The following is a 24,851-nucleotide window of genomic DNA, read 5'->3' on the forward strand; positions in this document are numbered from 1 at the left end:
GATCTTCTGTCAATGTTGGGCTGCAGCAACAGGCGCAGCGGCCCAGCAGTCGACGAAGATTACGCGATGGTACGTTGGATCTCGATGATTTCGAACACTTCGATCATGTCGCCAACGCGAACGTCGTTGTAGTTCTTAACGCCGATACCACATTCCATGCCGTTACGGACTTCGTTAACGTCATCTTTGAAGCGGCGCAGGGATTCCAGCTCGCCTTCGTAGATAACCACGTTGTCACGCAGTACGCGGATTGGGTTGTGACGCTTAATCGTACCTTCGGTAACCATACAGCCCGCGATGGCGCCAAATTTCGGCGATTTGAACACATCACGCACTTCAGCCAGACCAATGATCTGCTGTTTCAGTTCCGGAGACAGCATGCCGCTCATTGCTGCTTTAACTTCGTCGATCAGGTTATAGATGACGGAGTAGTAGCGCAGATCCAGGCTTTCAGCTTCAATCACTTTACGAGCAGAGGCATCAGCACGCACGTTGAAGCCAACCAGGATAGCGTTGGATGCCGCAGCCAGGGTCGCGTCGGTTTCGGTGATACCACCTACGCCAGAACCAATGATCTTCACTTTGACTTCGTCGGTAGACAGCTTCAGTAAAGAGTCAGAGATTGCTTCCACAGAGCCCTGAACGTCCGCTTTCAGTACTACGTTCACTTCGTGAACTTCGCCTTCGGTCATGTTAGCGAACATGTTCTCAAGCTTAGACTTCTGCTGACGCGCCAGTTTGACTTCGCGGAATTTGCCCTGACGATAGAGCGCAACTTCACGCGCTTTTTTCTCGTCACGAACAACGGTCACTTCGTCACCCGCAGCCGGAACGCCGGACAGGCCGAGGATCTCAACCGGAATGGACGGACCCGCTTCCAGCACTTCCTGACCCAGTTCGTTACGCATTGCACGGACGCGGCCGTATTCGAAGCCACACAGAACGATATCGCCCTTGTTCAGAGTACCTTCACGTACCAGAACGGTAGCAACCGGACCACGACCTTTATCCAGGAAGGATTCGATAACCGCACCGCTTGCCATACCGTTACGAACGGCCTTCAGCTCCAGAACTTCAGCCTGCAGCAGGATGGCGTTCAGCAGGTCGTCGATACCGGTACCGGCTTTCGCAGAAACAGGGATGAACTGAGACTCGCCGCCCCACTCTTCCGGCATTACGCCGTACTGAGACAGTTCGGTTTTAACGCGATCCATATCCGCTTCTGGCTTATCGATTTTGTTGACCGCAACAACCACCGGCACCTGCGCTGCTTTCGCATGCTGGATAGCTTCGATAGTCTGCGGCATCACGCCATCGTCCGCGGCAACAACCAGAACAACGATATCCGTTGCCTGAGCACCACGAGCACGCATTGAGGTGAACGCGGCGTGGCCCGGGGTGTCCAGGAAGGTGATCATGCCGTTTTCAGTTTCAACGTGGTACGCACCGATGTGCTGGGTGATACCACCCGCTTCGCCGGACGCCACTTTCGTTGAACGAATATAGTCGAGCAGAGAGGTTTTACCGTGGTCAACGTGACCCATGATGGTCACAACCGGTGCACGGGCTTCTGCCGCAGCGCCGGTATCACGGTCGCTCATTACCGCTTCTTCCAGCTCGTTCTCACGACGCAGGATAACCTTGTGGCCCATCTCTTCGGCAACCAGCTGTGCGGTTTCCTGGTCGATGACCTGGTTGATGGTCGCCATTGCGCCCAGCTTCATCATCGCTTTGATGACCTGAGAGCCTTTGACCGCCATCTTGTTAGCCAGATCGCCAACGGTGATGGTTTCGCCAATGATAACGTCACGGTTCACGGCCTGAGCCGGCTTCTGGAAGCCCTGCTGCAGAGAAGAACCTTTACGCTTGCCGCCTTTCCCACCGCGTACTGCCGCACGGGCTTCTTCACGATCGGCTTTGGATTCAGCGTGCTTGTTGCCTTTCTTCTGAGGGCGTGCTGCTTTGGCGTTACGGCCACGGCCACGACCGCCTTCAACTTCACGGTCGTTGTCGTCTTCTGCCTGACGGGCATGCTGAGACGTGGTCACGTGATAGTCAGAGGTTTCTTCAACAGGCGTTTCTGGGGTTTCGGTCCAGTTCTTTTCGTTTTCTGCGGCCATACGGCGTGCATCGTCTGCCACGCGGCGCGCTTCTTCTTCAAGCTTGCGACGTGCTTCTTCTTCCGATTTACGCTTCAGCTCTGCAGCTTCGTTTTCACGGCGGCTCTTTTCAGCCTGGGCGGTTTTTGTCATTTCGTCGGTTTGTTGATTGCTCACTTTGTCTTTTTCCGCGGCTTCACGTTTCGCTTTATCAGCGACTTCACGTTTAGCTTGTTCTGCGGCCTCACGTTCAGCTTTTAATTGCGCCTCTCGCTTAGCCGTTTCTTCAGCTTCACGATGGGCCTGCTCTTCCGCTTCACGCTGCGCCTGCTCTTCCGCGGCAAGGCGTTCTGCCTCTTGCGGATCGCGTTTCACAAAGGTGCGTTTCTTGCGGACTTCGATTTGTACCGATTTGCTCTTTCCACCGGTACCTGGAATATTTAACGTGCTGCGCGTTTTGCGCTGCAGCGTCAGCTTGTCGGGCGCCGAGCCGTGTTCACGGTTCAGGTGCGTCAACAAGGTTTGCTTCTCTTGCGCGGTCACAGAGTCATCGACCGATTTGCGGATCCCTGCATCAGCAAATTGCTGTATCAGGCGATCCACAGAGGTCTGAATCTCTGAGGCCAGCGCTTTAATGGTCACATCTGTCATGCTGTTCCTTCCTGCTACAGTTTATTACGCTTCGTCGCCGAACCAACAAATATTACGGGCGGCCATGATGAGCTCTCCGGCTTTTTCGTCGGTCAAGCCTTCGATATCAGCCAGATCATCAATGCCCTGCTCGGCGAGATCTTCCAGCGTACAAACGCCACGGGCAGCCAGTTTGAAAGCCATCAGACGTTCCAGACCTTCCAGATTCAGTAAATCATCGGCAGGTTTGGTGTCTCCCAGGCTTTCTTCCTGAGCCAGCGCCAACGTGGTCAGCGCATTTTTCGCACGCTCACGAAGTGCTTCAACGGTGGATTCATCCAGACCGTCGATTTCCAGCAGTTCTTTCACCGGCACATAGGCCAGTTCTTCCAGAGTGGCGAAACCTTCTTCAACCAGCATCGTGGCGAAATCTTCATCAATATCAAGATACTTAGTAAAAGTATCGATTGCCGCATGGGCTTCTGCCTGGTGCTTAGCCTGCAGGTCATCAACGGTCATTACGTTGAGTTCCCAGCCGCTCAGCTGCGATGCCAGACGCACGTTCTGACCGTTACGGCCGATCGCCTGCGCCAGATTGCCCGCTTCAACGGCGATATCCATGGTGTGCTTGTCTTCATCCACCACGATAGACGCAACGTCAGCCGGAGCCATCGCGTTAATCACGAACTGCGCCGGGTTATCGTCCCACAGGACGATATCGATACGCTCGCCGCCCAGTTCGGTAGAAACCGCCTGAACGCGCGCACCGCGCATGCCGACACAGGCGCCAACCGGATCGATACGCTTATCGTTGGTTTTCACCGCGATTTTCGCACGAGAACCCGGATCGCGAGCGGCAGCTTTAATCTCGAGAACTTCTTCACCGATTTCCGGCACCTCAATGCGGAACAGTTCGATCAGCATTTCCGGCTTAGAACGGGTAACGAACAGCTGAGCGCCGCGCGCTTCCGGACGTACCGCGTACAGAACGCCGCGAATACGGTCGCCTGGACGGAAGTTTTCACGCGGCAGCATATCTTCACGCAGGATCACGGCTTCAGCATTGCTGCCCAGATCCAGAGTGATGTTATCGCGGTTCACTTTTTTCACCACACCGGTGATGATTTCACCTTCGTGCTCGCGGAACTGATCGACAACCATGGCGCGCTCGGCTTCACGTACTTTCTGTACGATTACCTGTTTTGCGGTTTGCGTGGTGATACGGTCGAAGGTGACGGATTCAATCTGGTCTTCGACAAAGTCACCAGGATTCATGCTTTCGTCTTCGTAACGCGCCGCTTCAAGCGTAATTTCGCGAGTCGGCTGGGTAACTTCTTCAACGACCAACCAGCGACGGAAGGTGTCAAAATCACCGCTACGACGATCGATGCTCACGCGCACGTCGATCTCTTGCTCGTATTTTTTCTTTGTCGCCGTTGCCAGAGCACTTTCCAGCGCTTCGAAAATCTTTTCGCGCGGCAGCGATTTTTCGTTGGAAACGGCTTCAACAACAGCCAAAATTTCTTTGTTCATCGGGGCCTTTCACCTCAATCCAGACTGTTAAAAGTGGGGAACCAGGTTCGCCTTCTGGATGTTACTCAGCGCGAACACTTCATCTTTGCCTTCGACGGTTACCGTGATCATTTCACCGTCTACCGCTTTGATAACGCCCTGCCATTTGCGGCGATTTTGAACCGCCATACGCAGTACCAGCGAAACTTCTTCACCGGAAAAACGCGCATAGTGTTCGGCGGTAAACATCGGGCGATCGAGACCAGGTGAAGACACTTCCAGGTTATAAGCAACGGTGATCGGATCTTCGACGTCCATGACAGCACTGACCTGGTGGCTCACATCAGCACAATCATCAACATTGATGCCATTGTCACTATCAATATAGATGCGCAGTGTGGAAGTGCGACCACGAACGAATTCGATGCCGACCAGCTCAAAGCCAAGCGCTTCAACCGGCGCAGTGAGCATCTCTGTTAATTTTTGCTCTAATGTGGACAAACCCACCCCCAAGACATAAAAAAAGGGCGTATAGCCCAGTTATTCTGAAGTCAGATAACAAAAAACCCCGATAAATCGGGGTTTTAGATAACTGAACCCTGCGATCGCAACTGCGATCTGGAACACTTCCAGGAGAATTCTTTCAAATTCGGCTACGAAGGACCAGGTCCTCACAGTATATTTGAAAAAGTACTCAAAGGGAAAGTGGTTGCGGGGGCCGGATTTGAACCGACGACCTTCGGGTTATGAGCCCGACGAGCTACCAGGCTGCTCCACCCCGCGCCTGAAACGTGGCATATTTTACTCTTATTGAGTAAAAGACGCAAATACTGCTGGGATTTGGTACCGAGGACGGGACATAAAATCGTGGTAAAGTGTATTGATAAACCCTATATTTTGTCAACATGTTTTTCACATTGTCCGGTTACCGTTTATGCTGGCATTTCGCCCTTTTTTAGCAAAAAAGCAATGAATCACTTCCTGTCATCCATAAAAGATGATTAAATGAAAACTCACTATTAGTGCATAAACATGCAATAGGGACATATCCCATTTGACGTGATTTTTACGCCACCTTGGCATGGACAGCGCGAGAAGACCGGCGTGTATGGTTATACATAAAGGTTTTTAAGCATGACCCTGAACCTCAATGGCAAACGGAATAGTCAAATGGGACAGGTTCTGGACCTGGTAAACCGAACTCACAACAGTCTATCTAGCAGGGTTTTATTTTATGACGACGATTCTTAAGCATCTCCCGATTGGTCAACGTATTGGTATCGCTTTCTCTGGTGGACTGGATACCAGCGCCGCCCTGCTGTGGATGCGTAAAAAAGGCGCGGTACCTTACGCCTACACCGCTAACCTGGGCCAGCCGGACGAAGAGGATTACGATGCTATTCCTCGCCGCGCCAAAGAGTACGGTGCCGAGGGCGCTCGTCTGATCGATTGCCGTAAACAGCTGGTTGCTGAAGGCATTGCCGCTATCCAGTGCGGCGCATTCCACAACACCACCGGCGGCCTGACCTATTTTAACACCACCCCTCTCGGTCGTGCCGTGACCGGCACCATGCTGGTTGCCGCGATGAAAGAAGATGGCGTTAACATCTGGGGTGACGGCAGCACTTATAAAGGCAACGATATTGAGCGCTTCTATCGTTACGGCCTGCTGACCAACGCTGAGCTGAAAATTTACAAACCGTGGCTGGATAGCGACTTTATCGATGAGCTCGGCGGACGTCAGGAAATGTCCGAGTTTATGATTGCCTGCGGTTTTGACTACAAAATGTCCGTTGAGAAAGCCTACTCCACTGACTCCAACATGCTGGGCGCAACCCACGAAGCGAAGGACCTGGAATTCCTGAACTCCAGCGTCAAAATCGTCACCCCGATCATGGGGGTTAAGTTCTGGGATGAGAGCGTTAAGATCCCGGCGGAAGAAGTGACCATTCGCTTTGAGCAGGGTCATCCGGTCGCGCTCAACGGCCAAACCTTCAGCGATGACGTGGAGCTGATGCTGGAAGCAAACCGCATCGGCGGCCGTCACGGGCTTGGCATGAGTGACCAGATTGAAAACCGTATCATCGAAGCAAAAAGTCGCGGCATCTATGAAGCGCCGGGCATGGCGCTGCTGCACATTGCCTATGAGCGTCTGCTGACCGGCATCCATAACGAAGATACCATTGAGCAGTACCACGCCCACGGGCGTCAGCTGGGTCGCCTGCTGTATCAGGGACGCTGGTTTGACTCTCAGGCGCTGATGCTGCGTGATGCGCTGCAGCGTTGGGTGGCGAGCGCGATTACCGGTGAGGTGACGCTGGAGCTGCGTCGCGGTAATGATTACTCCATACTGAACACCGTCTCCGACAACCTGACCTATAAAGCAGAGCGTCTGACGATGGAGAAAGGCGACTCAATGTTCTCCGCAGAAGACCGTATTGGCCAGCTGACCATGCGTAATCTGGATATCACCGATACCCGCGATAAGCTGTTCGGTTACGCACAATCCGGCCTGCTCACCGCGTCTTCAACCACCGGTCTGCCGCAGGTTGAGAATTTGGAAAATAGAGACAAATAATCTATTTTCATCTACTCTTTCAGCCGACGCTAATCCGTCGGCTTTTTTCTTTCGTCAGAATTGCACGCCCTAAAATCTGGGGCTCATAATTTTACCGGTCGCGGTATCTAATAATTATTGTCTATAATCTTCCGCATAGATTTATCCTTTCCGATGTGAGGCCCCAATGAATATAAAACCCCCGGTCAGACCACAGCGGGAGATCGATCGCCTGCTGGAGACGCTTGAGCCTTACGCCACGCCAATGAATGTGATTGCGCGAAAAAGGCTGGCCTGTGACTATAAAGGGAAAACCCAGCTCTATCTTTTTAAAAAAGGCGAGCTGTCAGTTATCCGTTCATCTGACAAATTATTGATAGTGACCGTCTATGAACCGCATCTCTTTGGCGTCGCGGAGATGCTCCAGCCGAGTCGGAGCCACGGGCTACGGGCGGAGATCCCCTCCGATGTATTACGTATCGATAGCGATCGCGCCATCCAGCTGTTCCGGGAGCACAGCCTGTGGGAAGAGGTTACCAGCCTGCTCGCATACCATACCTCGTACCTGGTTTATCGGGACGATTTGGTCCTGCAGCAGCGAACCTACTCGGTCATCCGCAATCATCTGATGGAGATGCTTCTTATGCCTGATGAAACGCGGCTACGCGTATCTATTCTGGAATATATTCAGGACCGAACCCATCTTTCGCGCAGCAGTATTCTGAACGTGCTGTCAGCGTTAAAAAAAGGCGGATATATTGAGTTCGCCCGCGGTGGTTATTTGCAAAGCGTGAACACGCTACCTGAGAAATTCTAAGCCACCGTGCTGGTGCTTATCGCTGATGTATTGCGGGGCCAGCTACCAGGGCGCTGGATGCAATTTAAATTTAAACAAACAAATGATAACGGCAAGCGATAAATAATTTTATTCTGGGCGCCTGTATTTATCGCACTGAAAAATGTGCGTTAAAAACCAAACAACAGGCCCAGAAATGAAGACAACTCTTCCGCCAGCGTTCGCATTAAATACCCGCGCTGTGCCGACTGCATTTGCCTCTGCGATCTCTAAGGTCATACGCGTCAGCACCCAACCCTGTTGTTCACACAAATCGCTGCCCGCATCAGCGCTCACGCCGCGCGTGTCGCTCTGCGTGGCGTGATAACGGCTGCCGTTCAGCTCTGCGGTCAACGGCGGTTAGAACCCAAAACACGCTACTTATTTGCCCGAACGCTCGTGTCGGGTATTTTTTTACCTGAAGGAACTCACAATGAGCATGTTCACGTCAAAATCAGTTCTGCTCGTCGCGGCGCTTTGCGCCAGCGGCGCCGCTAGCGCATCGGTTAACCTCCACGGCGAGGCGGGGGAAGAGTTTACCCATCTTTCCGCCAGCTTTAACGCAGACGATCCGGGCATGACCTTCAACGGCAGCTGGGCGCATAGCGATAACGACGGGGATATCGCAGGGTTAGGTATGGGCTATAACTTTGACCTCGGCCCGTTTCTGCTGACCATGGGGGGCAAAGCGCTCTACCTCAATCCGCAGGATAGCGATGAGGGTTACGCCATCGCGCTTGGCGGCGGGGCACAATTACCGCTCGGCGATTTCTTCACCCTCTTCGGGGAGGCCTATTACTCTCCGGACTCCATGTCCAGCGGCGTAGACGACTACGTTGAAGCTAACGCGGGTATGCGAATAAACGTCATTAAGTCGCTGAGTATTGAAGCGGGTTATCGCTATATGGATATGGCGGGCAAAAACAGCCATCGTGACAATACGCTGGCCGACGGCGCCTACGCCGGCTTCAACTTCCGCTTCTGATCGTTATCAGCAGGGATTGCCGTCCTGCGATCCCTCACTTACGCCGCCAGGGGAACGGCCTTCAGTACCTTATTGATCTCTTCTAGTCCGGCAATATTATTTTCTTTGCGGTAGACCTCATTCATCGCCGACATCTGTTCGAGTTTGGTGAGCGCGCTGTAAACGTGATAGGCATCGCTATCCTTATCGAAGATATCCTTTCTCTCCACATCCTGCAGATAGTTGTCTTTTAATGACCGGCTAAGGCTGCCAATCAGCACCGAGTTATCCTGAAAGCGGCGGGTAATTGACTGAGAGTTTTGTCCTGCGGGCTGAACGTCGCTATGCATTACCGGTACCGCCAGCGCATTAATAGTCTCCACCGGATCCGCCGATGGCGTGGTACTACATCCGGACAAGCACAGAACGCCGGCAATGATAAACAGCCTGAAAAGCTTCATTGCGTTACTCACCTCTGATAAATAGATGAGCGCGACTTTAGCGACCTGGATGGGATCAAGGCCAGCGGAGAGTTATTTATAAATAAACAGCCGTCGGTTTAAGGCAAAAAAAAAGACGCTTTTCAGCGTCTTTTTTTCGGAATATTGGTACCGAGGATGGGACTCGAACCCACAAGCCCGTTAGGGCACTACCACCTCAAGGTAGCGTGTCTACCAATTCCACCACCTCGGTACAGATACTACTTATCAGTGCGGGATGTCGCTGCTCGGCTGCGCCGGCGCTGCTGGCTGAGTCTGCTCGGATTTCGGCGCGCTCAGATTATCCCACTCACTTCCTTTACTGGTCTTGTTGCTGTTGATATTGCCCAGCACCAAACTAATGATGAAGAACAACGCAGCCAGGATACCGGTCATGCGGGTCATGAAGTTACCAGAACCGCTGGAACCGAACAACGTGCCGGAAGCGCCTGCTCCGAACGAGGCTCCCATATCAGCGCCTTTACCTTGCTGCAGCATGATCAGACCAACAAGGCCAATCGCCACAATAAGGAAAACAACTAAAAGAGCTTCTTGCATAATCAACCTGTTCCTTGCGGATTCGCCGCATACCAATTGCTTCGACCAATAAAGCGGGACGCATTAACGTTTCCCACTGAAGCGGGTGTGAATACTAACCAAAGCGAATGACCTTCGCAAGGGCAATTTCGACGCATTGTATCAACTGCAGAAAAAAACAGCAAAAAACCGTTTGTTGGCAATTAAAAAAGCGGCAAGCGCCGCCTTTTTAATCACTTAGCGCCACAAGCTATGCGTTTTTAACCGCATCAGCAATGCGGTGAGCGAATTCGTGCACCTGCTCTTCGTGCTCGCCTTCAACCATCACGCGAATCAGCGGCTCGGTGCCGGATTTACGTAACAGCACCCGGCCACGTTTACCCAATGCGGCCTCAACCTCGGCGGCAACCGCTTTTACGCTCTCATGCTCGAGCGGGTTGCTGCTGTTATCGGTAAAGCGCACGTTGACCAGAATCTGCGGGAACATCTTCATGCCGCTGCACAGATCGTGCAGGCTCATATGGTTACGTACCATCGCGGCCACGACCTGCAGGCTTGCAACAATGCCGTCTCCGGTGGTCGTCTTATCGAGCAGGATAACGTGACCGGAGTTTTCGGCGCCAATACGCCAGCCTTTCTCCTGCATCTTCTCCAGCACATAGCGGTCGCCCACTTTTGCGCGAGCAAACGGGATACCCAGCTGTTTGAGCGCCAGCTCGAGTCCCATATTGCTCATTAGCGTGCCCACGGCACCGCCGCGCAGCTGGCCCTGACGCAGGCCTTCGCGGGCAATAATGTAGAGGATCTGGTCACCATCAACTTTATTGCCTTCATGGTCGACCATAATGACGCGGTCACCATCGCCGTCGTAGGCAATGCCCAGATCGGCCTTTTCCGCCAGCACGCGAGCCTGTAAGGCACGCACGTCGGTGGCCCCGACCTCTTCGTTGATATTAAGGCCATTGGGCTCACAGCCCATCGCAATAACCTGTGCGCCGAGCTCGCGGAAGACGCTAGGCGCGATGTGGTAGGTCGCGCCGTGAGCGCAGTCAACAACCACTTTCAGCTCGTTCAGGCTCAGCTCATTCGGGAAGGTGCCTTTGCAGAACTCGATGTAGCGCCCGGCCGCATCGACAATCCGGCTGGCTTTGCCTAATTCCGCAGAGTCGACGCAGGTCAGCTCTTTCTCCATCTCGGCTTCAATCGCCTCTTCGACGTTATCCGGCAGCTTGGTTCCCTCAATAGAGAAGAACTTGATTCCGTTGTCGTAGAAAGGGTTATGCGACGCTGAAATGACGATACCGGCCTCTGCGCGGAAAGCGCGGGTCAGATAAGCCACCGCCGGCGTAGGCATTGGGCCAGTGAATGAGGCGGAGAGACCGGCTGCCGCCAGGCCCGCTTCGAGGGCCGACTCCAGCATATAGCCCGAGATACGGGTATCTTTACCAATGATAATTTTACGCGAACCGTGACGCGCGAGAACTTTTCCTGCAGCCCAGCCCAGCTTAAGCACAAATTCCGGCGTAATTGGCGCATCGCCAACGCGGCCACGGATACCATCGGTGCCAAAATATTTACGGTTACTCATAACGTTTATTTTCCTTTGTAGCCAGAGTGGCTTCCACCACGCGCAGCGCTTCTACCGTTTCTTTGACGTCATGGACGCGCACTATCTGCGCGCCCTGCATCGCCGCAATTACTGCGCAAGCCAGGCTACCGCTGAGGCGCTCTGCCGGCCCAACGTTCAGCAACTGACCGACCATCGACTTACGCGACATACCTACCAACAGCGGGAGACCAAAATGGTGGAACTCGCCGAGTCGAGCAAGCAGCTCATAATTATGGGAAAGATTTTTACCGAAACCGAATCCTGGGTCGAGCAACAATTTATCTTTTGCGATCCCAGCCCGTTCGCAGCGCACAATATGCTCTGTGAAAAAGCGCGTCACATCGGTGAAGACGTCTTCGTACTTCGGCGCAGCCTGCATGGTTTTCGGCTGCCCCTGCATATGCATCAGACATACCGGCAGACCGGTCTCTGCCGCCGCTTCCAGCGCGCCGGGCTCCGTTAGCGAGCGGATATCGTTGATGATATGTGCCCCTACCCGAGCGGCTTCACGGATCACTTCAGGCTTTGACGTATCGACCGAGATCCACACTTCAAAACGCTGAGCAATGGCTTCCACAACCGGGATCACGCGCGCCAGCTCTTCCTCAACGCTAACATCCAGCGCACCAGGACGCGTCGATTCGCCGCCGATGTCAACGATCGTCGCCCCGGCATTAATCATCAGATTGGCGTGCTTAACCGCCTCTACCAGCGAATTGTGCGCCCCGCCGTCGGAGAAGGAGTCCGGCGTAACGTTAAGGATACCCATCACGTGCGGGTGGGTGAGATCGAGGGTTGAGCCCTGGGCTACAAGTTTCATCACGAGATCCCTGAATCAGGAGAGATAAATAAAAAGAAAAACCCCAGAGCGGATGCCCCAGGGTTTAGATATGCACAACCACATCAACAGCGGCTAACTTATTTGTCGCCTAACTGCTCTGACATCGTGTTACCCGGGTTTGGCGTACGCGGTTCATCGACCGGACGCGGCGCACTCGGGGTGCCGTTGTTGCCAGAATTGTTGGTGCCTGGGTCTTCCCAGCCAGCCGGTGGGCGAACGTCACGACGTGCCATCAGGTCATCAATCTGCGGTGCATCGATGGTCTCATATTTCATGAGCGCATCTTTCATCGAGTGCAGAATATCCAGATTGTCGTTAAGGATCTGACGGGCGCGGTTGTAGTTACGCTCAACCAGTGATTTCACTTCCTGGTCAATGATGCGTGCGGTCTCATCGGACATATGCTTCGCTTTCGCGACGCTGCGTCCGAGGAATACTTCGCCCTCTTCTTCCGCATACAGCAGCGGACCGAGTTTGTCGGAGAAGCCCCACTGAGTCACCATGTTACGTGCCAGGTTGGTCGCGACTTTAATGTCGTTCGACGCGCCGGTAGAAACATGCTCTACGCCGTAGATAATCTCTTCTGCAAGACGACCGCCGTAGAGGGTCGAAATCTGGCTTTCCAGCTTCTGACGGCTGGCGCTGATTGCATCGCCTTCCGGCAGGAAGAACGTGACGCCCAGAGCGCGGCCGCGCGGAATAATCGTCACCTTATGCACCGGATCGTGTTCCGGCACCAGGCGACCGATAATCGCATGCCCTGCTTCGTGATAAGCGGTCGACTCTTTCTGCGCTTCCGTCATCACCATGGAGCGACGTTCCGCACCCATCATGATTTTGTCTTTAGCCTTTTCGAACTCAACCATCGATACCACGCGTTTGTTGCCACGGGCAGCAAACAGAGCGGCTTCGTTCACCAGGTTCGCCAGGTCAGCACCGGAGAAGCCCGGGGTACCGCGCGCGATGATTGCCGCGTCGATATCAGGCGACAGCGGAACGCGACGCATGTGAACTTTCAGGATCTGCTCACGACCGCGAACATCCGGCAGACCAACGACAACCTGACGGTCGAAGCGGCCCGGACGCAGCAGCGCGGGGTCCAGAACGTCCGGACGGTTTGTTGCGGCGATAACGATAATACCTTCGTTACCTTCGAAACCATCCATCTCAACCAGCATCTGGTTCAGCGTCTGCTCACGCTCATCGTGACCACCGCCCAGACCAGCGCCACGCTGGCGACCGACGGCGTCGATTTCATCGATGAAGATAATGCACGGAGCCGCTTTCTTAGCCTGTTCGAACATGTCACGCACGCGAGATGCGCCGACACCCACGAACATTTCTACGAAGTCAGAACCGGAAATTGTGAAGAACGGCACTTTCGCTTCGCCGGCGATCGCTTTCGCCAGCAGCGTTTTACCGGTACCCGGAGGGCCGACCATCAGGACGCCTTTCGGGATTTTACCGCCCAACTTCTGGAAACGGCTCGGCTCACGCAGATATTCCACCAGTTCGGCCACTTCATCTTTCGCTTCATCGCAACCCGCGACATCAGCAAAAGTGGTTTTGATCTGGTCTTCCGTCAGCATACGGGCTTTGCTTTTGCCGAAGGACATCGCGCCCTTTCCGCCGCCGCCCTGCATTTGCCGCATAAAGAAGATCCAGACGCCGATCAGCAACAGCATCGGGAACCAGGAAATGAAGATGGAAGCCAGCAGGCTCGGCTCTTCCGGCGGTTCGCCAACCACTTTGACGTTTTTCGTCAACAGGTTATCGAGCAGCTTCGGATCGTTAACCGGAATGTAAGTCGTGTAACGGTTACTATCTTTCTTGGTAACGTTGATCTCACGTCCGTTGATACGCGCTTCGCGAACCTGGTCCTGGTTGACCTCTTGCAGGAAGGTTGAATAATCCACCTTACGGCCATTAGACTCGCTGGGCCCAAAGCTCTGGAATACTGACATCAGCACGACGGCAATGACCAGCCAGAGTATTAGGTTTTTCGCCATGTCACTCAAGGGATTAACCTCTTATTACAACTGTGTTAAAAACAGCGTCAGGATACTCTATATCCAGTGTCTTTCAAACTTTCGTTTGAAATCTACCGGTTATGGTTTTCGCCCGGTCGCTACAATGTACACTTCACGCGAACGAGCACGGGAAGAGTCCGGCTTACGAACTTTGACCTTCGTAAACAGGGAGCGAATTTCTCTTAGATACTCATCGAAGCCTTCGCCCTGGAACACCTTAACTACAAAACTACCACCTGGCGCTAATACATCACGAGCCATTCCAAGCGCCAGTTCCACCAAATACATGGCCCGGGGGATGTCCACCGCCGGTGTTCCGCACATGTTTGGCGCCATATCGGACATGACAACTTGTACTTTACTGTCACCTACGCGCTCAAGTAACGCTTTCAGGACTAATTCATCACGAAAGTCGCCCTGAAGGAAGTCCACACCAACGATTGGATCCATCGGTAAAAGATCGCAAGCGATGATGCGGCCGCTGTTTCCGATCTGCGTGACCGCATATTGCGACCAGCCTCCGGGTGCAGCACCGAGGTCAACAACCGTCATCCCCGGCTTAAAAATTTTGTCACTTTGCTGTATTTCATCAAGTTTAAACCAGGCTCGGGAACGTAACCCCTTTTTCTGTGCCTGGAGAACATATTTATCGCTAAAGTGTTCCTGAAGCCAGCGGCTGGAACTGGCAGAACGCTTTTTACCTGTCATTTAACATTCCCATTTCGGGTTCATCATACTTTGCGACGTAAAAATCGACACTGTAGTTTGGCGATATATGGGAGATGGCGGTAGAATGAACCGTTTTCAATCCCAACGTAAGCAAAAAAATACGATGAATCTGAGTACTAAACAAAAACAGCACCTGAAAGGTCTGGCACATCCGCTCAAGCCGGTAGTTATGCTTGGCAATAATGGTTTGACCGAAGGGGTACTGGCCGAGATCGAACAAGCGCTAGCGCACCATGAGCTCATCAAGGTGAAAATCGCCTCGGAAGACCGCGAGACTAAAACCCTGATCGTGGAAGCTATCGTACGCGAAACCGGCGCCTGTAACGTACAGGTCATCGGTAAAACGCTGGTCCTGTACCGCCCATCTAAAGAGCGTAAAATCTCGCTGCCACGCTAAGAATATCCTGAATCTCGACACAACTTTGTGTAAAACGAGGGATTTCTGCGGGTAGACGAGCAAAATGCCATGCTCTGGACGTTGATAAAAGGCCGCTATGCGGCCTTTTTCCTTTCTTTACAATCCATCAACAGCGTAGCGGGAAATACGAATTAAAGGTACTCAACCTTGATAATTTCGTATTCGACCTCGCCACCAGGCGTGCGGATTGTCACCACATCATCCTGCTCTTTACCGATCAGCCCGCGAGCGATCGGCGAGTTCACGGAGATAAGATTCTGCTTAAAATCCGCTTCGTCGTCGCCCACGATGCGATAAATCTGCTCTTCGTCGGTATCAACGTTAAGAACGTTCACCGTCGAACCAAAAATCACGCGGCCGTTATTCGGCATTTTGGTGATATCGATAACCTGCGCATTGGACAGCTTGGCCTCAATATCTTTGATACGACCTTCACAGAAACCCTGCTGTTCGCGGGCCGCATGGTACTCAGCGTTCTCTTTGAGATCGCCATGTTCACGGGCGTCGGCGATGGCTGCAATGATTTCAGGGCGACGAACGGATTTCAGAAAATCCAGCTCTTCGCGTAGTTTTTCAGCGCCACGTAAGGTCATCGGAATAGCTTGCATTTGTTATACCTCTTTATCATTCCTTCATGGAACGGATATCCCGTTCCGCAACCTGCCTGGCAAAAAGCAGGGCAGGAGCAAAAAGAAAACCAACCCGGGAAACATTCCCCAGGTCAGCAGCAATTTTCAATTTGATACGTATTTTACCCTGAAGTTCACCATGGGTCATCGTTTACTTTACAGGGTGTTGCACCGTAGTATGACGGCTCGGTTTCAGGTTGTTAGCGCGAGATTATGCGATTTTCCAGATTTATCATCGGATTGACTGCCGGCATTGCGTTTAGCGCTCAGGCGGCGAACATTGACGAGTACATCAACCAGCTTCCTGCGGGTGCTAACCTCGCCTTTATGGCGCAAAAGGTCGGCTCCCCTACGCCGGAGATAGACTTTCACAGCCAGCAAATGGCGCTACCGGCCAGTACTCAGAAGGTGATCACCGCGCTGGCAGCCCTGCTCCAGCTGGGGCCAGACTTCCGTTTCACCACCACCCTGGAAACCAAAGGTACCCTCGACGGTGGCGTGCTGAAAGGTGACCTGATTGCCCGTTTTGGTGGCGATCCTACGCTCAGGCGGCAGGATATTCGCAATATGGTGGCCACGCTCAAAAAGGCCGGCGTCCAGCGGATCGAGGGGAACGTCCTGATCGATACCTCGGTCTTCGCCAGCCATGACAAAGCGCCGGGCTGGCCGTGGAACGATATGACCCAGTGCTTTAGCGCCCCGCCGGCGGCGGCGATCGTCGATCGCAACTGTTTCTCGATCTCGCTGTACAGCGCGCAGAAGCCCGGAGACCTGGCATTTATTCGCGTCGCCTCGTATTACCCGGTCACCATGTTCAGCCAGGTCCGCACGCTGGCCCGCGGCTCTGCGGAGGCTCAGTACTGCGAGCTCGACGTGGTGCCGGGCGATCTTAACCGCTACACCCTGACCGGCTGTCTGCCGCAGCGCAGCGAGCCGCTGCCGCTGGCCTTTGCCATTCAGGACGGCGCCAGCTATGCCGGGGTGATCCTGAAGTCTGAATTGACCCAGGCCGGCATCACCTACAGTGGGACTCTGCTGCGCCAGACGCTGGCCAACGATCCGGGGACCGTGCTGGCGAGCACTCAGTCCGCGCCGCTGCACGATCTCCTGCGCATCATGCTGAAAAAATCAGACAACATGATTGCCGATACCGTATTCCGCACCATTGGTCACGCGCGCCTCGGCGTGCCGGGCACCTGGCGTGCGGGTTCCGATGCGGTGCGCCAAATCCTGCGTCAGCAGGCTGGCGTCGACCTGGGCAATACGATTATTGCCGACGGTTCCGGCCTGTCGCGCCACAACCTGATCGCACCCGCCACGATGATGCAGGTGCTGCAATATATTGCCCAGCACGATAATGAGCTTAACTTCATCTCGATGCTGCCGCTCGCCGGTCATGACGGGTCGCTGCAGTACCGTGCGGGTCTGCATCAGGCGGGCGTGGATGGTAAGGTTTCCGCGAAAACCGGCTCCCTGCAGGGGGTCTATAATCTGGCGGGCTTTATCACCGGCGCCAGCGGGCAGAAAATCGCTTTCGTGCAGTATCTGTCAGGCTATGCGGTACCGCCAGCCGATCAGCGCAACCGTCGAATTCCGCTGGTGCGCTTCGAAAGCCGGCTGTATAAGGATTTGTACCAGAACAACTAAATACAAAAGGGCCGCATCAGATGCGGCCCTTTCGTGCTACCCGGTGATATTCCCCGCTTAGCATTACACAGCGGGGACCGGTGCAAACCAGAATTAACGCTTGTAGATGAACTCAACGCCTTCTTCGTCGTCTTCGTCCCAGTCGTCATCCCAGTCTTCGTCGTCTTCCACTTCGATCTCAGCGCTTTCAAGCTGCTCGCGGTGATAGTCATCCCACATAAACTCGACTTTCTCAGCCGGCTTATCTTCCTGCGCATGCACGATTGGGTTTTCGATGATAAAGGTCATCACGTCCCAGCACAGGTCTTTCACGCCCTGCTGGCTTGCCGCAGAAATCAGGTAGAACTTATCTTCCCAGCCCAGCGCTTCGGCAATGGTTTTCGCCTTCGCTTCGGCTTCCGCTTTATCCATCAGGTCGATCTTGTTGAAGACCAGCCAGCGTGGTTTCGACGCCAGATTCTCGCTGTATTTTTCCAGCTCACCGATGATAATGCGCGCATTCTCGACCGGATCGGAACCGTCGATTGGCTCAATATCGATGAGGTGCAGCAGCACGCGGCAGCGCTCAAGGTGCTTGAGGAAGCGAATACCGAGGCCTGCGCCTTCGGCGGCGCCTTCAATCAGCCCTGGAATATCCGCCACGACGAAGCTCTTCTCGTTATCCATACGTACAACGCCGAGGCTAGGAACCAGCGTGGTGAACGGATAATCGGCAACTTTCGGCTTCGCTGCAGAAACGGCGCGAATGAAGGTGGATTTACCGGCGTTCGGCATCCCCAGCATCCCAACGTCTGCCAGCAGCATCAGTTCAAGCTGCAGGTCGCGCTTGTCGCCCGGCGTACCCATCGTTTTCTGACGCGGGGTACGGTTGACGGACGATTTGAAGCGGGTGTTACCCAGGCCGTGCCAGCCGCCTTTGGCGACCATCAGACGCTGACCGTGCTTGGTCATATCGCCCATGGTCTCGCCGGTCCCCTGATCGATAACACGGGTCCCTACGGGCACCTTCACCGAGACGTCTTTACCACGCTTACCGGTACAGTCACGGCTTTGTCCGTTCTGTCCACGTTCAGCGCGGAAAGCTTTCTCAAAACGGTAGTCAATCAGGGTGTTCAGGTTCTCGTCCGCTTCCAGCCAAACGTCGCCGCCATCACCGCCGTCGCCGCCGTCAGGGCCGCCTCTTGGGATATATTTTTCACGGCGGAAGCTCACGCAACCATTGCCGCCATCACCTGCTACGACCAGGATCGTTGCTTCATCAACAAACTTCATTTTACTCTCCGTAAATCATTCGCCTGAGCGGGGGACTACTACAACCGCTTCATTTTTACGCCAGCGTCCCCAAAGACGATGACCAATGGCGGAAAACATCGCGCCCGCAACCACGACAAACGCACCGAGATAACCCAACAGGTTTAACATCGGTTTGACGAAGAAATCGGGCCAGGCAATTGATAATAAATCTGAAAATAACAGCGTAAACAGCGGGGTTAGCGTAATTAATGCGCTCACCTGTGCTGCCTGCCAACGCGCCATCGCTTCCGCGAGTGCGCCATAACCTACCAGCGTGTTCAAACCACAAAAGATCAGGCACGCCAGCTGCCAGTCGCTTAGCTGGGATATCACACCCGGCTTTGCCAGCGGCAATAGTGCAATCGTACATAAAGTGTACAGCAAAAACAGGATTTGCTGTGACGCCAGACGACGCAATAACACCTTTTGCGCGACGCCGTAGCTTACCCACACCGTCGCCGCAGCCACGCCAAAAATCACACCCCAGGTGTAATCCGTCAGGCGGGTAAAAATCTCTATCAGGCTGGTGTTGAAGAACATCACCAGCCCGCAGAGCAGCATTATCGCACCGATAACCTGGGTCCCGCGCATCTTCTCTTTGAGGATAAAGACGCTGGCGACCATCATGCCAACCGGGGACAGCTGACCAATCACCTGCGAGGCCGTCGGGCTTAAATATTGCAAGGACGAGCTGAACAGAATGAAGTTACCGAACAGGCCGCCCGTTGCGATAGCCAGTAAAATTAGCCAGCGAGGCTTGCGGAAAAGATGCAGCGGCGGCAGCTTGCCTTTAATCGCCAGGATCGACCCGAGGCCAATACTCGCCATTAAAAAGCGATAGAACACCACCGTTGGCGGTTCCATCACTTCCAGAACCTGCTTCATTGCGATGGGCAGCGCACCCCAGCACATTGCGGTGGTGAGCGCCAAAACAATACCTATGCCGGCCTGCTGCTTCATGCCCGTTTTACCTGCGGAAAATTTTCCGGACTTCTAATGTAAAAAGCCCCGCAACACGTTGCGGGGCTTTAATCCGTTACCGGACCTCGAAAACCTTACTCAGCAACGATGCTGATATATTTACGGTTGTTCGGGCCTTTAACTTCAAATTTCACTTTACCGTCTGCTTTAGCAAACAGAGTGTGGTCACGACCGCAACCTACGTTGCTACCAGCGTGGAATTTGGTGCCACGCTGACGAACGATGATGCTACCCGCCAGAACGGTTTCGCCACCGAAACGCTTAACGCCCAGGCGTTTAGCTTCTGAGTCGCGACCGTTACGAGTTGAGCCGCCAGCCTTTTTATGTGCCATTTAAATCTCTCCTCAGGTCTTAGGCGCTGATGCCAGTAATTTTCACATCAGTGAACCACTGACGATGGCCCTGCTGCTTACGGTAGTGTTTACGACGACGAAACTTAACGATTTTAACTTTCTCGCCACGACCGTGAGCAACAACTTCAGCTTTGATTACGCCGCCCTCAACGAAAGGAACGCCGATCTTGATTTCTTCACCGTTTGCGACCATCAGCACTTCAGCGAACTCAACAGCTTCGCCAGTTGCGATGTCCAGCTTTTCCAGGCGAATGGTCTGACCTTCGCTTACTCGGTGTTGTTTACCACCACTTTGGAAAACCGCGTACATATAAAACTCCGCTTCCGCGCACCTCTTAATGTGATTTAGAGTGCGCTATAAATATTCACAATAGGGCGCGAATATTACGCAAAAGGCGAGCCTTTGACAAGAGCGATCGTCGCTCAACGCAGAAAAAAAACACAACTTTCACGCTAACGTTTATCTATGCCATTTTTTCAGTACAATCATATCTTCTTTTAATTCTATCTTAATCCTGCTGTGAACCCACCTGGATTCGCGGTAACAGGACATGTGGCCCGGCTTTTGCGATGAATTTAGAAAAAATCAATGAGTTAACCGCGCAAGATATGGCGGGTGTCAATGCGACAATCCTTGAGCAACTCGACTCAGATGTTCAGCTTATCAATCAGTTAGGCTATTACATCGTCAGCGGAGGCGGTAAACGTATTCGTCCGATGATTGCGGTCCTCGCGGCGCGTGCCGTCGGTTATCAGGGGAATGCGCACGTCACCATTGCCGCGCTGATCGAATTTATTCATACCGCGACCCTGCTTCATGATGATGTCGTTGACGAGTCGGATATGCGTCGTGGCAAAGCCACGGCCAATGCGGCCTTCGGCAATGCAGCCAGCGTGCTGGTTGGTGATTTTATCTATACCCGCTCTTTCCAGATGATGACCAGCCTCGGCTCGCTGAAGGTGCTGGAGGTCATGTCGAAAGCCGTTAACGTGATTGCCGAAGGCGAAGTCCTGCAGCTGATGAACGTTAACGACCCGGACATCACCGAAGAAAACTACATGCGGGTGATTTACAGCAAAACGGCCCGGCTGTTCGAGGCCGCCGCACAATGTTCCGGGATTCTGGCTGGCTGCACCGAGGAACAGGAGCGGGCATTACAGGACTACGGCCGCTATTTGGGCACCGCTTTCCAGCTGATCGATGATTTGCTGGACTACAGCTCCGACGGCGAGCGTCTGGGTAAAAACGTGGGCGATGACCTGAACGAGGGTAAACCTACTCTGCCGCTGCTGCATGCGATGCGCCACGGCACTCCGGAGCAGTCCGCCATGATCCGCGGCGCAATCGAACAGGGTAACGGACGTCACCTGCTGGCAGCCGTTCTGGAGGCCATGGCCGCCTGCGGCTCGCTGGAGTGGACCCAAAAGCGCGCGGAAGAAGAGGCCGATAAGGCGATTGTCGCGCTTCAGGTTTTACCCGACTCGCCGTGGCGCGAAGCGCTCATCGGCCTGGCGCACATCGCCGTTCAGCGCGATCGCTAATCGCCCTTTCGACCCTTCCCGCGCATCGCGCGGGAAAGTTCCAAAAAAATCCCCCGCCGTAACCCCCAGCCCTGAACCTTGATGAATTCTGAATATTCAATCGATTTACTGGAACTTGTTAGAACTTTAATAAACCAGGGGTATAGTGACTCTGTCGTCCGCTTGGGGCGATCTGGAACCTTATCACCAGGAGAATTTATGGATAAGTTCATCGATTGGCACCCGGCCGATATTATCGCCGGATTACGCAAAAAGGGCACGTCGCTGGCAGCGGAATCACGACGCAACGGTCTGAGTTCCTCAACCCTGGCCAATGCCCTAACCCGGCCGTGGCCCAAAGGCGAGCTGATTATTGCGAACGCGCTGGAAACCACACCCTGGGCTATTTGGCCGTCACGCTACCATGACCCGATTACCCATCGGTTTATCGACAGGACGCAGATGATACGCCAGAAGAAAAGTGAGAAGTGAGTCGAGGTAATTCAGGATGCAGCCCCCGGACCAACGTCAGAGGGCTGCGATAGCAGCTTTACTCGCCTTTGACGCGTTCGATATTCGCGCCCAGCGCCTGCAGCTTATCTTCAATCCGCTCGTATCCGCGGTCGATGTGATAGATACGATCGACAATCGTGGTGCCTTCCGCAATACAGCCCGCCAGTACCAGGCTTGCCGATGCGCGCAGGTCGGTTGCCATTACCTGGGCACCGGACAGCTGGGCCACGCCGTGGCAGATCGCCGTATTGCTTTCGATTTCCGCGTGTGCGCCCATACGGATCAGTTCCGGAATGTGCATAAAGCGGTTTTCGAAAATGGTCTCGGTAATCACGCCGGTGCCTTCAGCTACCAGGTTTAGCAGCGTAAACTGCGCCTGCATGTCGGTCGGGAATCCCGGGTGCGGTGCGGTACGTACGTTGACGGCTTTAGGACGATTGCCGTGCATATCAAGGCTAATCCAGTCTTCACCGGTCTCAATATCGGCACCCGCGTCACGCAGCTTCGCCAGCACGGCGTCGAGGGTATCAGGCTGCGCATTGCGGCAGACTATTTTACCGCCGGAGATTGCCGCCGCGACCAGGAAGGTCCCGGTTTCGATGCGGTCCGGCAGAACGCGATAGACGCCGCCGCCCAGACGCTCTACGCCTTCAATGGTAATGCGGTCAGAGCCCTGGCCTTTAATTTTCGCGCCCAGCGCAACGAGGAAGTTGGCCGTATCGACGATTTCCGGCTCACGCGCGGCGTTTTCGATAACGGTGGTGCCTTCTGCCAGCGTCGCGGCGCTCATGATGGTAACGGTCGCGCCAACGCTGACCTTATCCATAACGATATGCGCGCCTTTGAGACGTCCATTGACCGATGCCTTGACGTAGCCCTCTTCCAGCTTGATCTCGGCACCCAGCTGCTCCAGGCCGGTAATATGCAGGTCAACCGGACGGGCGCCGATCGCACAGCCGCCCGGCAGTGAAACCTGGCCCTGGCCAAAACGCGCCACCAGCGGCCCCAGCGCCCAGATAGAGGCACGCATGGTTTTGACTAAATCGTACGGAGCACAGAAGACGTCAACCGGGCCCGCATCAATCCATACCGAACCGTTACGCTCAACTTTGGCGCCGAGCTGGCTCAGCAGTTTCATCGTGGTATCGATGTCTTTCAGCTTCGGTACATTCTGGATCTCAATCGGCTCGTCTGCCAGCAGTGCGGCAAAGAGGATCGGCAGGGCTGCGTTTTTCGCACCGGAGATGGTGACTTCGCCCTGGAGACGAGTCGGACCCTGAACACGGAATTTATCCATTGATTCTGTTCTCTGTTAAGAATTCATATACGCTGCAGGGAGCATCCCTACAGCTTAAAAGCCATTTAGCTTGCGATCGCGGGCCCACTCCTGCGGGGTATACGCCTTGATCGACAGAGCATGGATGCGGTTGTCGGCAATATATTCCATCAGCGGGGCGTAGATAGTCTGCTGCTTCTTCACGCGGCTCATGCCGTCGAACAGCTCGCCCACAGCAATAACCTGAAAGTGACTGCCATCGCCAGAGACGTGGACTTCCTGGAGGGAGAGTGCGTTCATCAGCACGGTCTGAATTTCATGATTTTCCATGGGTTCAAATTTTATCTGGTAGTGAAAATAGCCCAACATCTTAGAGGAAAGTGGCGCGGTCTTAAACAAGCAAAAAGCCCCATCGAAAATATTGATGGGGCTTTGCGGATAGCGCCAGTGGTAACACTCTGAAAAATTATGGGATCATATCAGCAGGAAGGTTGTAAAGACCGATCAGCGTTTGCAAATTATCGCTCTTACCGATCAGCTGTGCCTCCCTGCCCTGGCGACGAATCAGCGCCACAAAATGCACCAGCAGCGCCAGGCCCGCGGTATCGACCCGGGTTACCGCGCTCAGGTCGATAGTCGATACGCCTTCAGTCGCCTGCGCGCGGTCGTCCCAGAGCGGGACCAGCAGATCCTGGTCCAGCTCACCCTGCAGTGCCAGGCGCTCGCCGCTGCGGGTCCAGCTCAGCTGACCGCTCATTATTTTTTCTGTTCCAGGGTAATCGGCTGGGCGGAGATCGATTTCAGCTGCGCGGTCAGGCCGTCGACGCCTTTAGTACGCAGCAGATCGCTCCACTCGTTCTGCTTGGTGGTGATCATGCTCACCCCTTCAGCAATCATATCGTAGGCCTGCCAGTTGCCGGTCTGGGTGTTTTTACGCCACTGGAAGTCCAGGCGCACCGGCGGACGACCGTTAGGATCGAGGATCGTCACGCGGATAGGAACGATAGTCGCATCGCCCAGCGGCTGTTCCGGCGCGATTTGATAGGTCTGACCGTGATACATCGCCAGCGCCTGGCCATACGCCTGCTTCAGATATTCGCGGAAGGCGGTAAAGTAGGCTTCACGCTGCGCCGGGGTTGCATCTTTGTAATAGCGGCCCAGCACCAGCGCGCCGGCGTACTTCACCTGCACGTACGGCATCAGCTCCTGGTCGACGATTTCACGCAGATAGTTGGGGTTAGCCTGAATCTTCGGCTGCTCGTTTTTCAGGCGGTCGAAGGTTTTCTGCGCGGCTTCATCCATCAGCTTGTACGGATTGGACTGATCCGCTGCGGTCGCTGCGGTCAATGGCGCAATCGCCAGCATGGCGATCATCAGTAAGCGTTTAAACATATCGGG

Annotated in this window: 25 protein-coding genes and 2 tRNA genes; 7 read left to right on the forward strand and 20 right to left on the reverse strand. The window is 54.2% G+C overall.

Annotated features, from left to right (window positions below):
• Positions 1 to 59: 59 nt before the first annotated feature.
• The 4 genes from infB to M2416_RS19190 form a co-directional block, all read right to left on the reverse strand.
• Positions 60 to 2,750, reverse strand: coding sequence for a translation initiation factor IF-2 (gene infB / locus M2416_RS19175; protein ID WP_041147390.1), 2,691 nt, complete (start codon positions 2,748 to 2,750; stop codon positions 60 to 62).
• Between the two features lie 24 nt (positions 2,751 to 2,774).
• Positions 2,775 to 4,262 carry a transcription termination factor NusA gene (nusA, locus tag M2416_RS19180; RefSeq protein WP_041147391.1) on the reverse strand — a complete coding sequence of 496 codons (1,488 nt, stop codon included), beginning with the start codon at positions 4,260 to 4,262 and terminating at the stop codon, positions 2,775 to 2,777.
• 27 nt (positions 4,263 to 4,289) lie between these two features.
• Complete coding sequence (gene rimP, locus M2416_RS19185; RefSeq protein ID WP_071844987.1) at positions 4,290 to 4,742, reverse strand: ribosome maturation factor RimP; 453 nt, start codon at positions 4,740 to 4,742, stop codon at positions 4,290 to 4,292.
• 205 nt (positions 4,743 to 4,947) lie between these two features.
• A tRNA-Met gene (locus M2416_RS19190) sits at positions 4,948 to 5,024 on the reverse strand.
• A 451-nt stretch (positions 5,025 to 5,475) separates the two neighbouring features.
• Here M2416_RS19190 and argG point away from each other — a divergent pair.
• The 3 genes from argG (at position 5,476) to M2416_RS19205 (ending at position 8,618) form a co-directional block, all read left to right on the forward strand.
• On the forward strand, positions 5,476 to 6,819 hold the full coding sequence (gene argG / locus M2416_RS19195; RefSeq protein WP_076946560.1) for an argininosuccinate synthase: 1,344 nt from the start codon (positions 5,476 to 5,478) through the stop codon (positions 6,817 to 6,819).
• 166 nt (positions 6,820 to 6,985) lie between these two features.
• Complete coding sequence (locus M2416_RS19200) at positions 6,986 to 7,615, forward strand: winged helix-turn-helix transcriptional regulator (protein WP_076946559.1); 630 nt, start codon at positions 6,986 to 6,988, stop codon at positions 7,613 to 7,615.
• A gap of 451 nt (positions 7,616 to 8,066) precedes the next feature.
• A complete protein-coding gene (locus M2416_RS19205; protein ID WP_076946558.1) occupies positions 8,067 to 8,618 on the forward strand; it encodes a YfaZ family outer membrane protein in 552 nt (183 codons plus the stop codon).
• Positions 8,619 to 8,656: 38 nt separating this feature from the next.
• Here the strand turns inward: M2416_RS19205 and M2416_RS19210 are convergent, their stop codons facing one another.
• The 7 genes from M2416_RS19210 to rlmE form a co-directional block, all read right to left on the reverse strand.
• A complete protein-coding gene (locus tag M2416_RS19210; RefSeq protein ID WP_076946557.1) occupies positions 8,657 to 9,058 on the reverse strand; it encodes a hypothetical protein in 402 nt (133 codons plus the stop codon).
• A gap of 145 nt (positions 9,059 to 9,203) precedes the next feature.
• Positions 9,204 to 9,290 (reverse strand) — tRNA-Leu (locus tag M2416_RS19215).
• Between the two features lie 14 nt (positions 9,291 to 9,304).
• Positions 9,305 to 9,634 (reverse strand): preprotein translocase subunit SecG, encoded by a 330-nt coding sequence (gene secG, locus M2416_RS19220; RefSeq protein WP_041147397.1) that lies wholly within the window; start codon positions 9,632 to 9,634, stop codon positions 9,305 to 9,307.
• A gap of 229 nt (positions 9,635 to 9,863) precedes the next feature.
• Complete coding sequence (glmM, locus tag M2416_RS19225; protein ID WP_041147398.1) at positions 9,864 to 11,201, reverse strand: phosphoglucosamine mutase; 1,338 nt, start codon at positions 11,199 to 11,201, stop codon at positions 9,864 to 9,866.
• Complete coding sequence (gene folP / locus M2416_RS19230; protein WP_076946556.1) at positions 11,194 to 12,042, reverse strand: dihydropteroate synthase; 849 nt, start codon at positions 12,040 to 12,042, stop codon at positions 11,194 to 11,196. The genes glmM and folP overlap by 8 nt, the downstream gene beginning before the upstream one ends.
• 98 nt (positions 12,043 to 12,140) lie before the next feature.
• A complete protein-coding gene (ftsH, locus tag M2416_RS19235) occupies positions 12,141 to 14,072 on the reverse strand; it encodes an ATP-dependent zinc metalloprotease FtsH (RefSeq protein ID WP_041147400.1) in 1,932 nt (643 codons plus the stop codon).
• 99 nt (positions 14,073 to 14,171) lie between these two features.
• Positions 14,172 to 14,801, reverse strand: a complete 630-nt coding sequence (gene rlmE / locus M2416_RS19240; protein ID WP_041147401.1) for a 23S rRNA (uridine(2552)-2'-O)-methyltransferase RlmE — start codon at positions 14,799 to 14,801, stop codon at positions 14,172 to 14,174.
• Between the two features lie 124 nt (positions 14,802 to 14,925).
• Here rlmE and yhbY point away from each other — a divergent pair, with 124 nt between their 5' ends.
• On the forward strand, positions 14,926 to 15,219 hold the full coding sequence (gene yhbY / locus M2416_RS19245) for a ribosome assembly RNA-binding protein YhbY (protein ID WP_041147757.1): 294 nt from the start codon (positions 14,926 to 14,928) through the stop codon (positions 15,217 to 15,219).
• Positions 15,220 to 15,371: 152 nt separating this feature from the next.
• Here the strand turns inward: yhbY and greA are convergent, their stop codons facing one another.
• Positions 15,372 to 15,848: a transcription elongation factor GreA gene (greA, locus tag M2416_RS19250; RefSeq protein WP_041147402.1), complete on the reverse strand. Its 477-nt coding sequence runs from the start codon at positions 15,846 to 15,848 to the stop codon at positions 15,372 to 15,374.
• Positions 15,849 to 16,082: 234 nt separating this feature from the next.
• Here greA and dacB point away from each other — a divergent pair, with 234 nt between their 5' ends.
• Positions 16,083 to 17,516 (forward strand): serine-type D-Ala-D-Ala carboxypeptidase, encoded by a 1,434-nt coding sequence (gene dacB / locus M2416_RS19255; RefSeq protein ID WP_041147403.1) that lies wholly within the window; start codon positions 16,083 to 16,085, stop codon positions 17,514 to 17,516.
• 93 nt (positions 17,517 to 17,609) lie between these two features.
• On the opposite strand, the gene cgtA is transcribed toward dacB, so the two are convergent.
• From cgtA to rplU, 4 genes are all read right to left on the reverse strand, one after another.
• Positions 17,610 to 18,788 carry an Obg family GTPase CgtA gene (gene cgtA / locus M2416_RS19260; protein WP_041147404.1) on the reverse strand — a complete coding sequence of 393 codons (1,179 nt, stop codon included), beginning with the start codon at positions 18,786 to 18,788 and terminating at the stop codon, positions 17,610 to 17,612.
• 15 nt (positions 18,789 to 18,803) lie between these two features.
• Positions 18,804 to 19,769, reverse strand: a complete 966-nt coding sequence (locus M2416_RS19265) for a DMT family transporter (protein WP_041147405.1) — start codon at positions 19,767 to 19,769, stop codon at positions 18,804 to 18,806.
• A gap of 95 nt (positions 19,770 to 19,864) precedes the next feature.
• The gene (gene rpmA, locus M2416_RS19270; RefSeq protein ID WP_041147406.1) at positions 19,865 to 20,122 is read right to left on the reverse strand and encodes a 50S ribosomal protein L27; all 258 of its coding nucleotides are present in this window, start codon (positions 20,120 to 20,122) and stop codon (positions 19,865 to 19,867) included.
• A gap of 19 nt (positions 20,123 to 20,141) precedes the next feature.
• Positions 20,142 to 20,453, reverse strand: coding sequence for a 50S ribosomal protein L21 (gene rplU, locus M2416_RS19275; RefSeq protein ID WP_041147407.1), 312 nt, complete (start codon positions 20,451 to 20,453; stop codon positions 20,142 to 20,144).
• A gap of 260 nt (positions 20,454 to 20,713) precedes the next feature.
• On the opposite strand from rplU, the gene ispB reads away from it, so the two are divergent.
• On the forward strand, positions 20,714 to 21,685 hold the full coding sequence (gene ispB, locus M2416_RS19280) for an octaprenyl diphosphate synthase (protein ID WP_041147408.1): 972 nt from the start codon (positions 20,714 to 20,716) through the stop codon (positions 21,683 to 21,685).
• A gap of 198 nt (positions 21,686 to 21,883) precedes the next feature.
• On the forward strand, positions 21,884 to 22,156 hold the full coding sequence (gene sfsB, locus M2416_RS19285) for a DNA-binding transcriptional regulator SfsB (protein ID WP_041147409.1): 273 nt from the start codon (positions 21,884 to 21,886) through the stop codon (positions 22,154 to 22,156).
• A gap of 58 nt (positions 22,157 to 22,214) precedes the next feature.
• On the opposite strand, the gene murA is transcribed toward sfsB, so the two are convergent.
• The 4 genes from murA to mlaC form a co-directional block, all read right to left on the reverse strand.
• Positions 22,215 to 23,474: a UDP-N-acetylglucosamine 1-carboxyvinyltransferase gene (murA, locus tag M2416_RS19290; RefSeq protein WP_041147410.1), complete on the reverse strand. Its 1,260-nt coding sequence runs from the start codon at positions 23,472 to 23,474 to the stop codon at positions 22,215 to 22,217.
• A gap of 54 nt (positions 23,475 to 23,528) precedes the next feature.
• A complete protein-coding gene (ibaG, locus tag M2416_RS19295; RefSeq protein WP_041147411.1) occupies positions 23,529 to 23,783 on the reverse strand; it encodes a BolA family iron metabolism protein IbaG in 255 nt (84 codons plus the stop codon).
• Positions 23,784 to 23,919: 136 nt separating this feature from the next.
• Positions 23,920 to 24,210: a lipid asymmetry maintenance protein MlaB gene (mlaB, locus tag M2416_RS19300; protein ID WP_045856589.1), complete on the reverse strand. Its 291-nt coding sequence runs from the start codon at positions 24,208 to 24,210 to the stop codon at positions 23,920 to 23,922.
• A complete protein-coding gene (gene mlaC / locus M2416_RS19305; protein ID WP_045856587.1) occupies positions 24,210 to 24,845 on the reverse strand; it encodes a phospholipid-binding protein MlaC in 636 nt (211 codons plus the stop codon). The genes mlaB and mlaC overlap by 1 nt, the downstream gene beginning before the upstream one ends.
• Between the last annotated feature and the right edge of the window lie 6 nt (positions 24,846 to 24,851).

It is taken from the genome of Klebsiella sp. BIGb0132 (assembly GCF_024810075.1).
Classification (GTDB): domain Bacteria; phylum Pseudomonadota; class Gammaproteobacteria; order Enterobacterales; family Enterobacteriaceae; genus Klebsiella; species Klebsiella terrigena.

Excerpts from the sequence above, each read along its gene's own strand:
- infB (WP_041147390.1), bottom strand. The coding sequence starts at position 2,750 with ATGACAGATGTGACCATTAAAGCGCTGGCCTCAGAGATTCAGACCTCT.
- nusA (WP_041147391.1), bottom strand. The coding sequence starts at position 4,262 with ATGAACAAAGAAATTTTGGCTGTTGTTGAAGCCGTTTCCAACGAAAAA.
- argG (WP_076946560.1), top strand. The coding sequence starts at position 5,476 with ATGACGACGATTCTTAAGCATCTCCCGATTGGTCAACGTATTGGTATC.
- M2416_RS19200 (WP_076946559.1), top strand. The coding sequence starts at position 6,986 with ATGAATATAAAACCCCCGGTCAGACCACAGCGGGAGATCGATCGCCTG.
- M2416_RS19205 (WP_076946558.1), top strand. The coding sequence starts at position 8,067 with ATGAGCATGTTCACGTCAAAATCAGTTCTGCTCGTCGCGGCGCTTTGC.
- M2416_RS19210 (WP_076946557.1), bottom strand. The coding sequence starts at position 9,058 with ATGAAGCTTTTCAGGCTGTTTATCATTGCCGGCGTTCTGTGCTTGTCC.
- secG (WP_041147397.1), bottom strand. The coding sequence starts at position 9,634 with ATGCAAGAAGCTCTTTTAGTTGTTTTCCTTATTGTGGCGATTGGCCTT.
- glmM (WP_041147398.1), bottom strand. The coding sequence starts at position 11,201 with ATGAGTAACCGTAAATATTTTGGCACCGATGGTATCCGTGGCCGCGTT.
- folP (WP_076946556.1), bottom strand. The coding sequence starts at position 12,042 with ATGAAACTTGTAGCCCAGGGCTCAACCCTCGATCTCACCCACCCGCAC.
- ftsH (WP_041147400.1), bottom strand. The coding sequence starts at position 14,072 with ATGGCGAAAAACCTAATACTCTGGCTGGTCATTGCCGTCGTGCTGATG.
- rlmE (WP_041147401.1), bottom strand. The coding sequence starts at position 14,801 with ATGACAGGTAAAAAGCGTTCTGCCAGTTCCAGCCGCTGGCTTCAGGAA.
- yhbY (WP_041147757.1), top strand. The coding sequence starts at position 14,926 with ATGAATCTGAGTACTAAACAAAAACAGCACCTGAAAGGTCTGGCACAT.
- greA (WP_041147402.1), bottom strand. The coding sequence starts at position 15,848 with ATGCAAGCTATTCCGATGACCTTACGTGGCGCTGAAAAACTACGCGAA.
- dacB (WP_041147403.1), top strand. The coding sequence starts at position 16,083 with ATGCGATTTTCCAGATTTATCATCGGATTGACTGCCGGCATTGCGTTT.
- cgtA (WP_041147404.1), bottom strand. The coding sequence starts at position 18,788 with ATGAAGTTTGTTGATGAAGCAACGATCCTGGTCGTAGCAGGTGATGGC.
- M2416_RS19265 (WP_041147405.1), bottom strand. The coding sequence starts at position 19,769 with ATGAAGCAGCAGGCCGGCATAGGTATTGTTTTGGCGCTCACCACCGCA.
- rpmA (WP_041147406.1), bottom strand. The coding sequence starts at position 20,122 with ATGGCACATAAAAAGGCTGGCGGCTCAACTCGTAACGGTCGCGACTCA.
- rplU (WP_041147407.1), bottom strand. The coding sequence starts at position 20,453 with ATGTACGCGGTTTTCCAAAGTGGTGGTAAACAACACCGAGTAAGCGAA.
- ispB (WP_041147408.1), top strand. The coding sequence starts at position 20,714 with ATGAATTTAGAAAAAATCAATGAGTTAACCGCGCAAGATATGGCGGGT.
- sfsB (WP_041147409.1), top strand. The coding sequence starts at position 21,884 with ATGGATAAGTTCATCGATTGGCACCCGGCCGATATTATCGCCGGATTA.
- murA (WP_041147410.1), bottom strand. The coding sequence starts at position 23,474 with ATGGATAAATTCCGTGTTCAGGGTCCGACTCGTCTCCAGGGCGAAGTC.
- ibaG (WP_041147411.1), bottom strand. The coding sequence starts at position 23,783 with ATGGAAAATCATGAAATTCAGACCGTGCTGATGAACGCACTCTCCCTC.
- mlaB (WP_045856589.1), bottom strand. The coding sequence starts at position 24,210 with ATGAGCGGTCAGCTGAGCTGGACCCGCAGCGGCGAGCGCCTGGCACTG.
- mlaC (WP_045856587.1), bottom strand. The coding sequence starts at position 24,845 with ATGTTTAAACGCTTACTGATGATCGCCATGCTGGCGATTGCGCCATTG.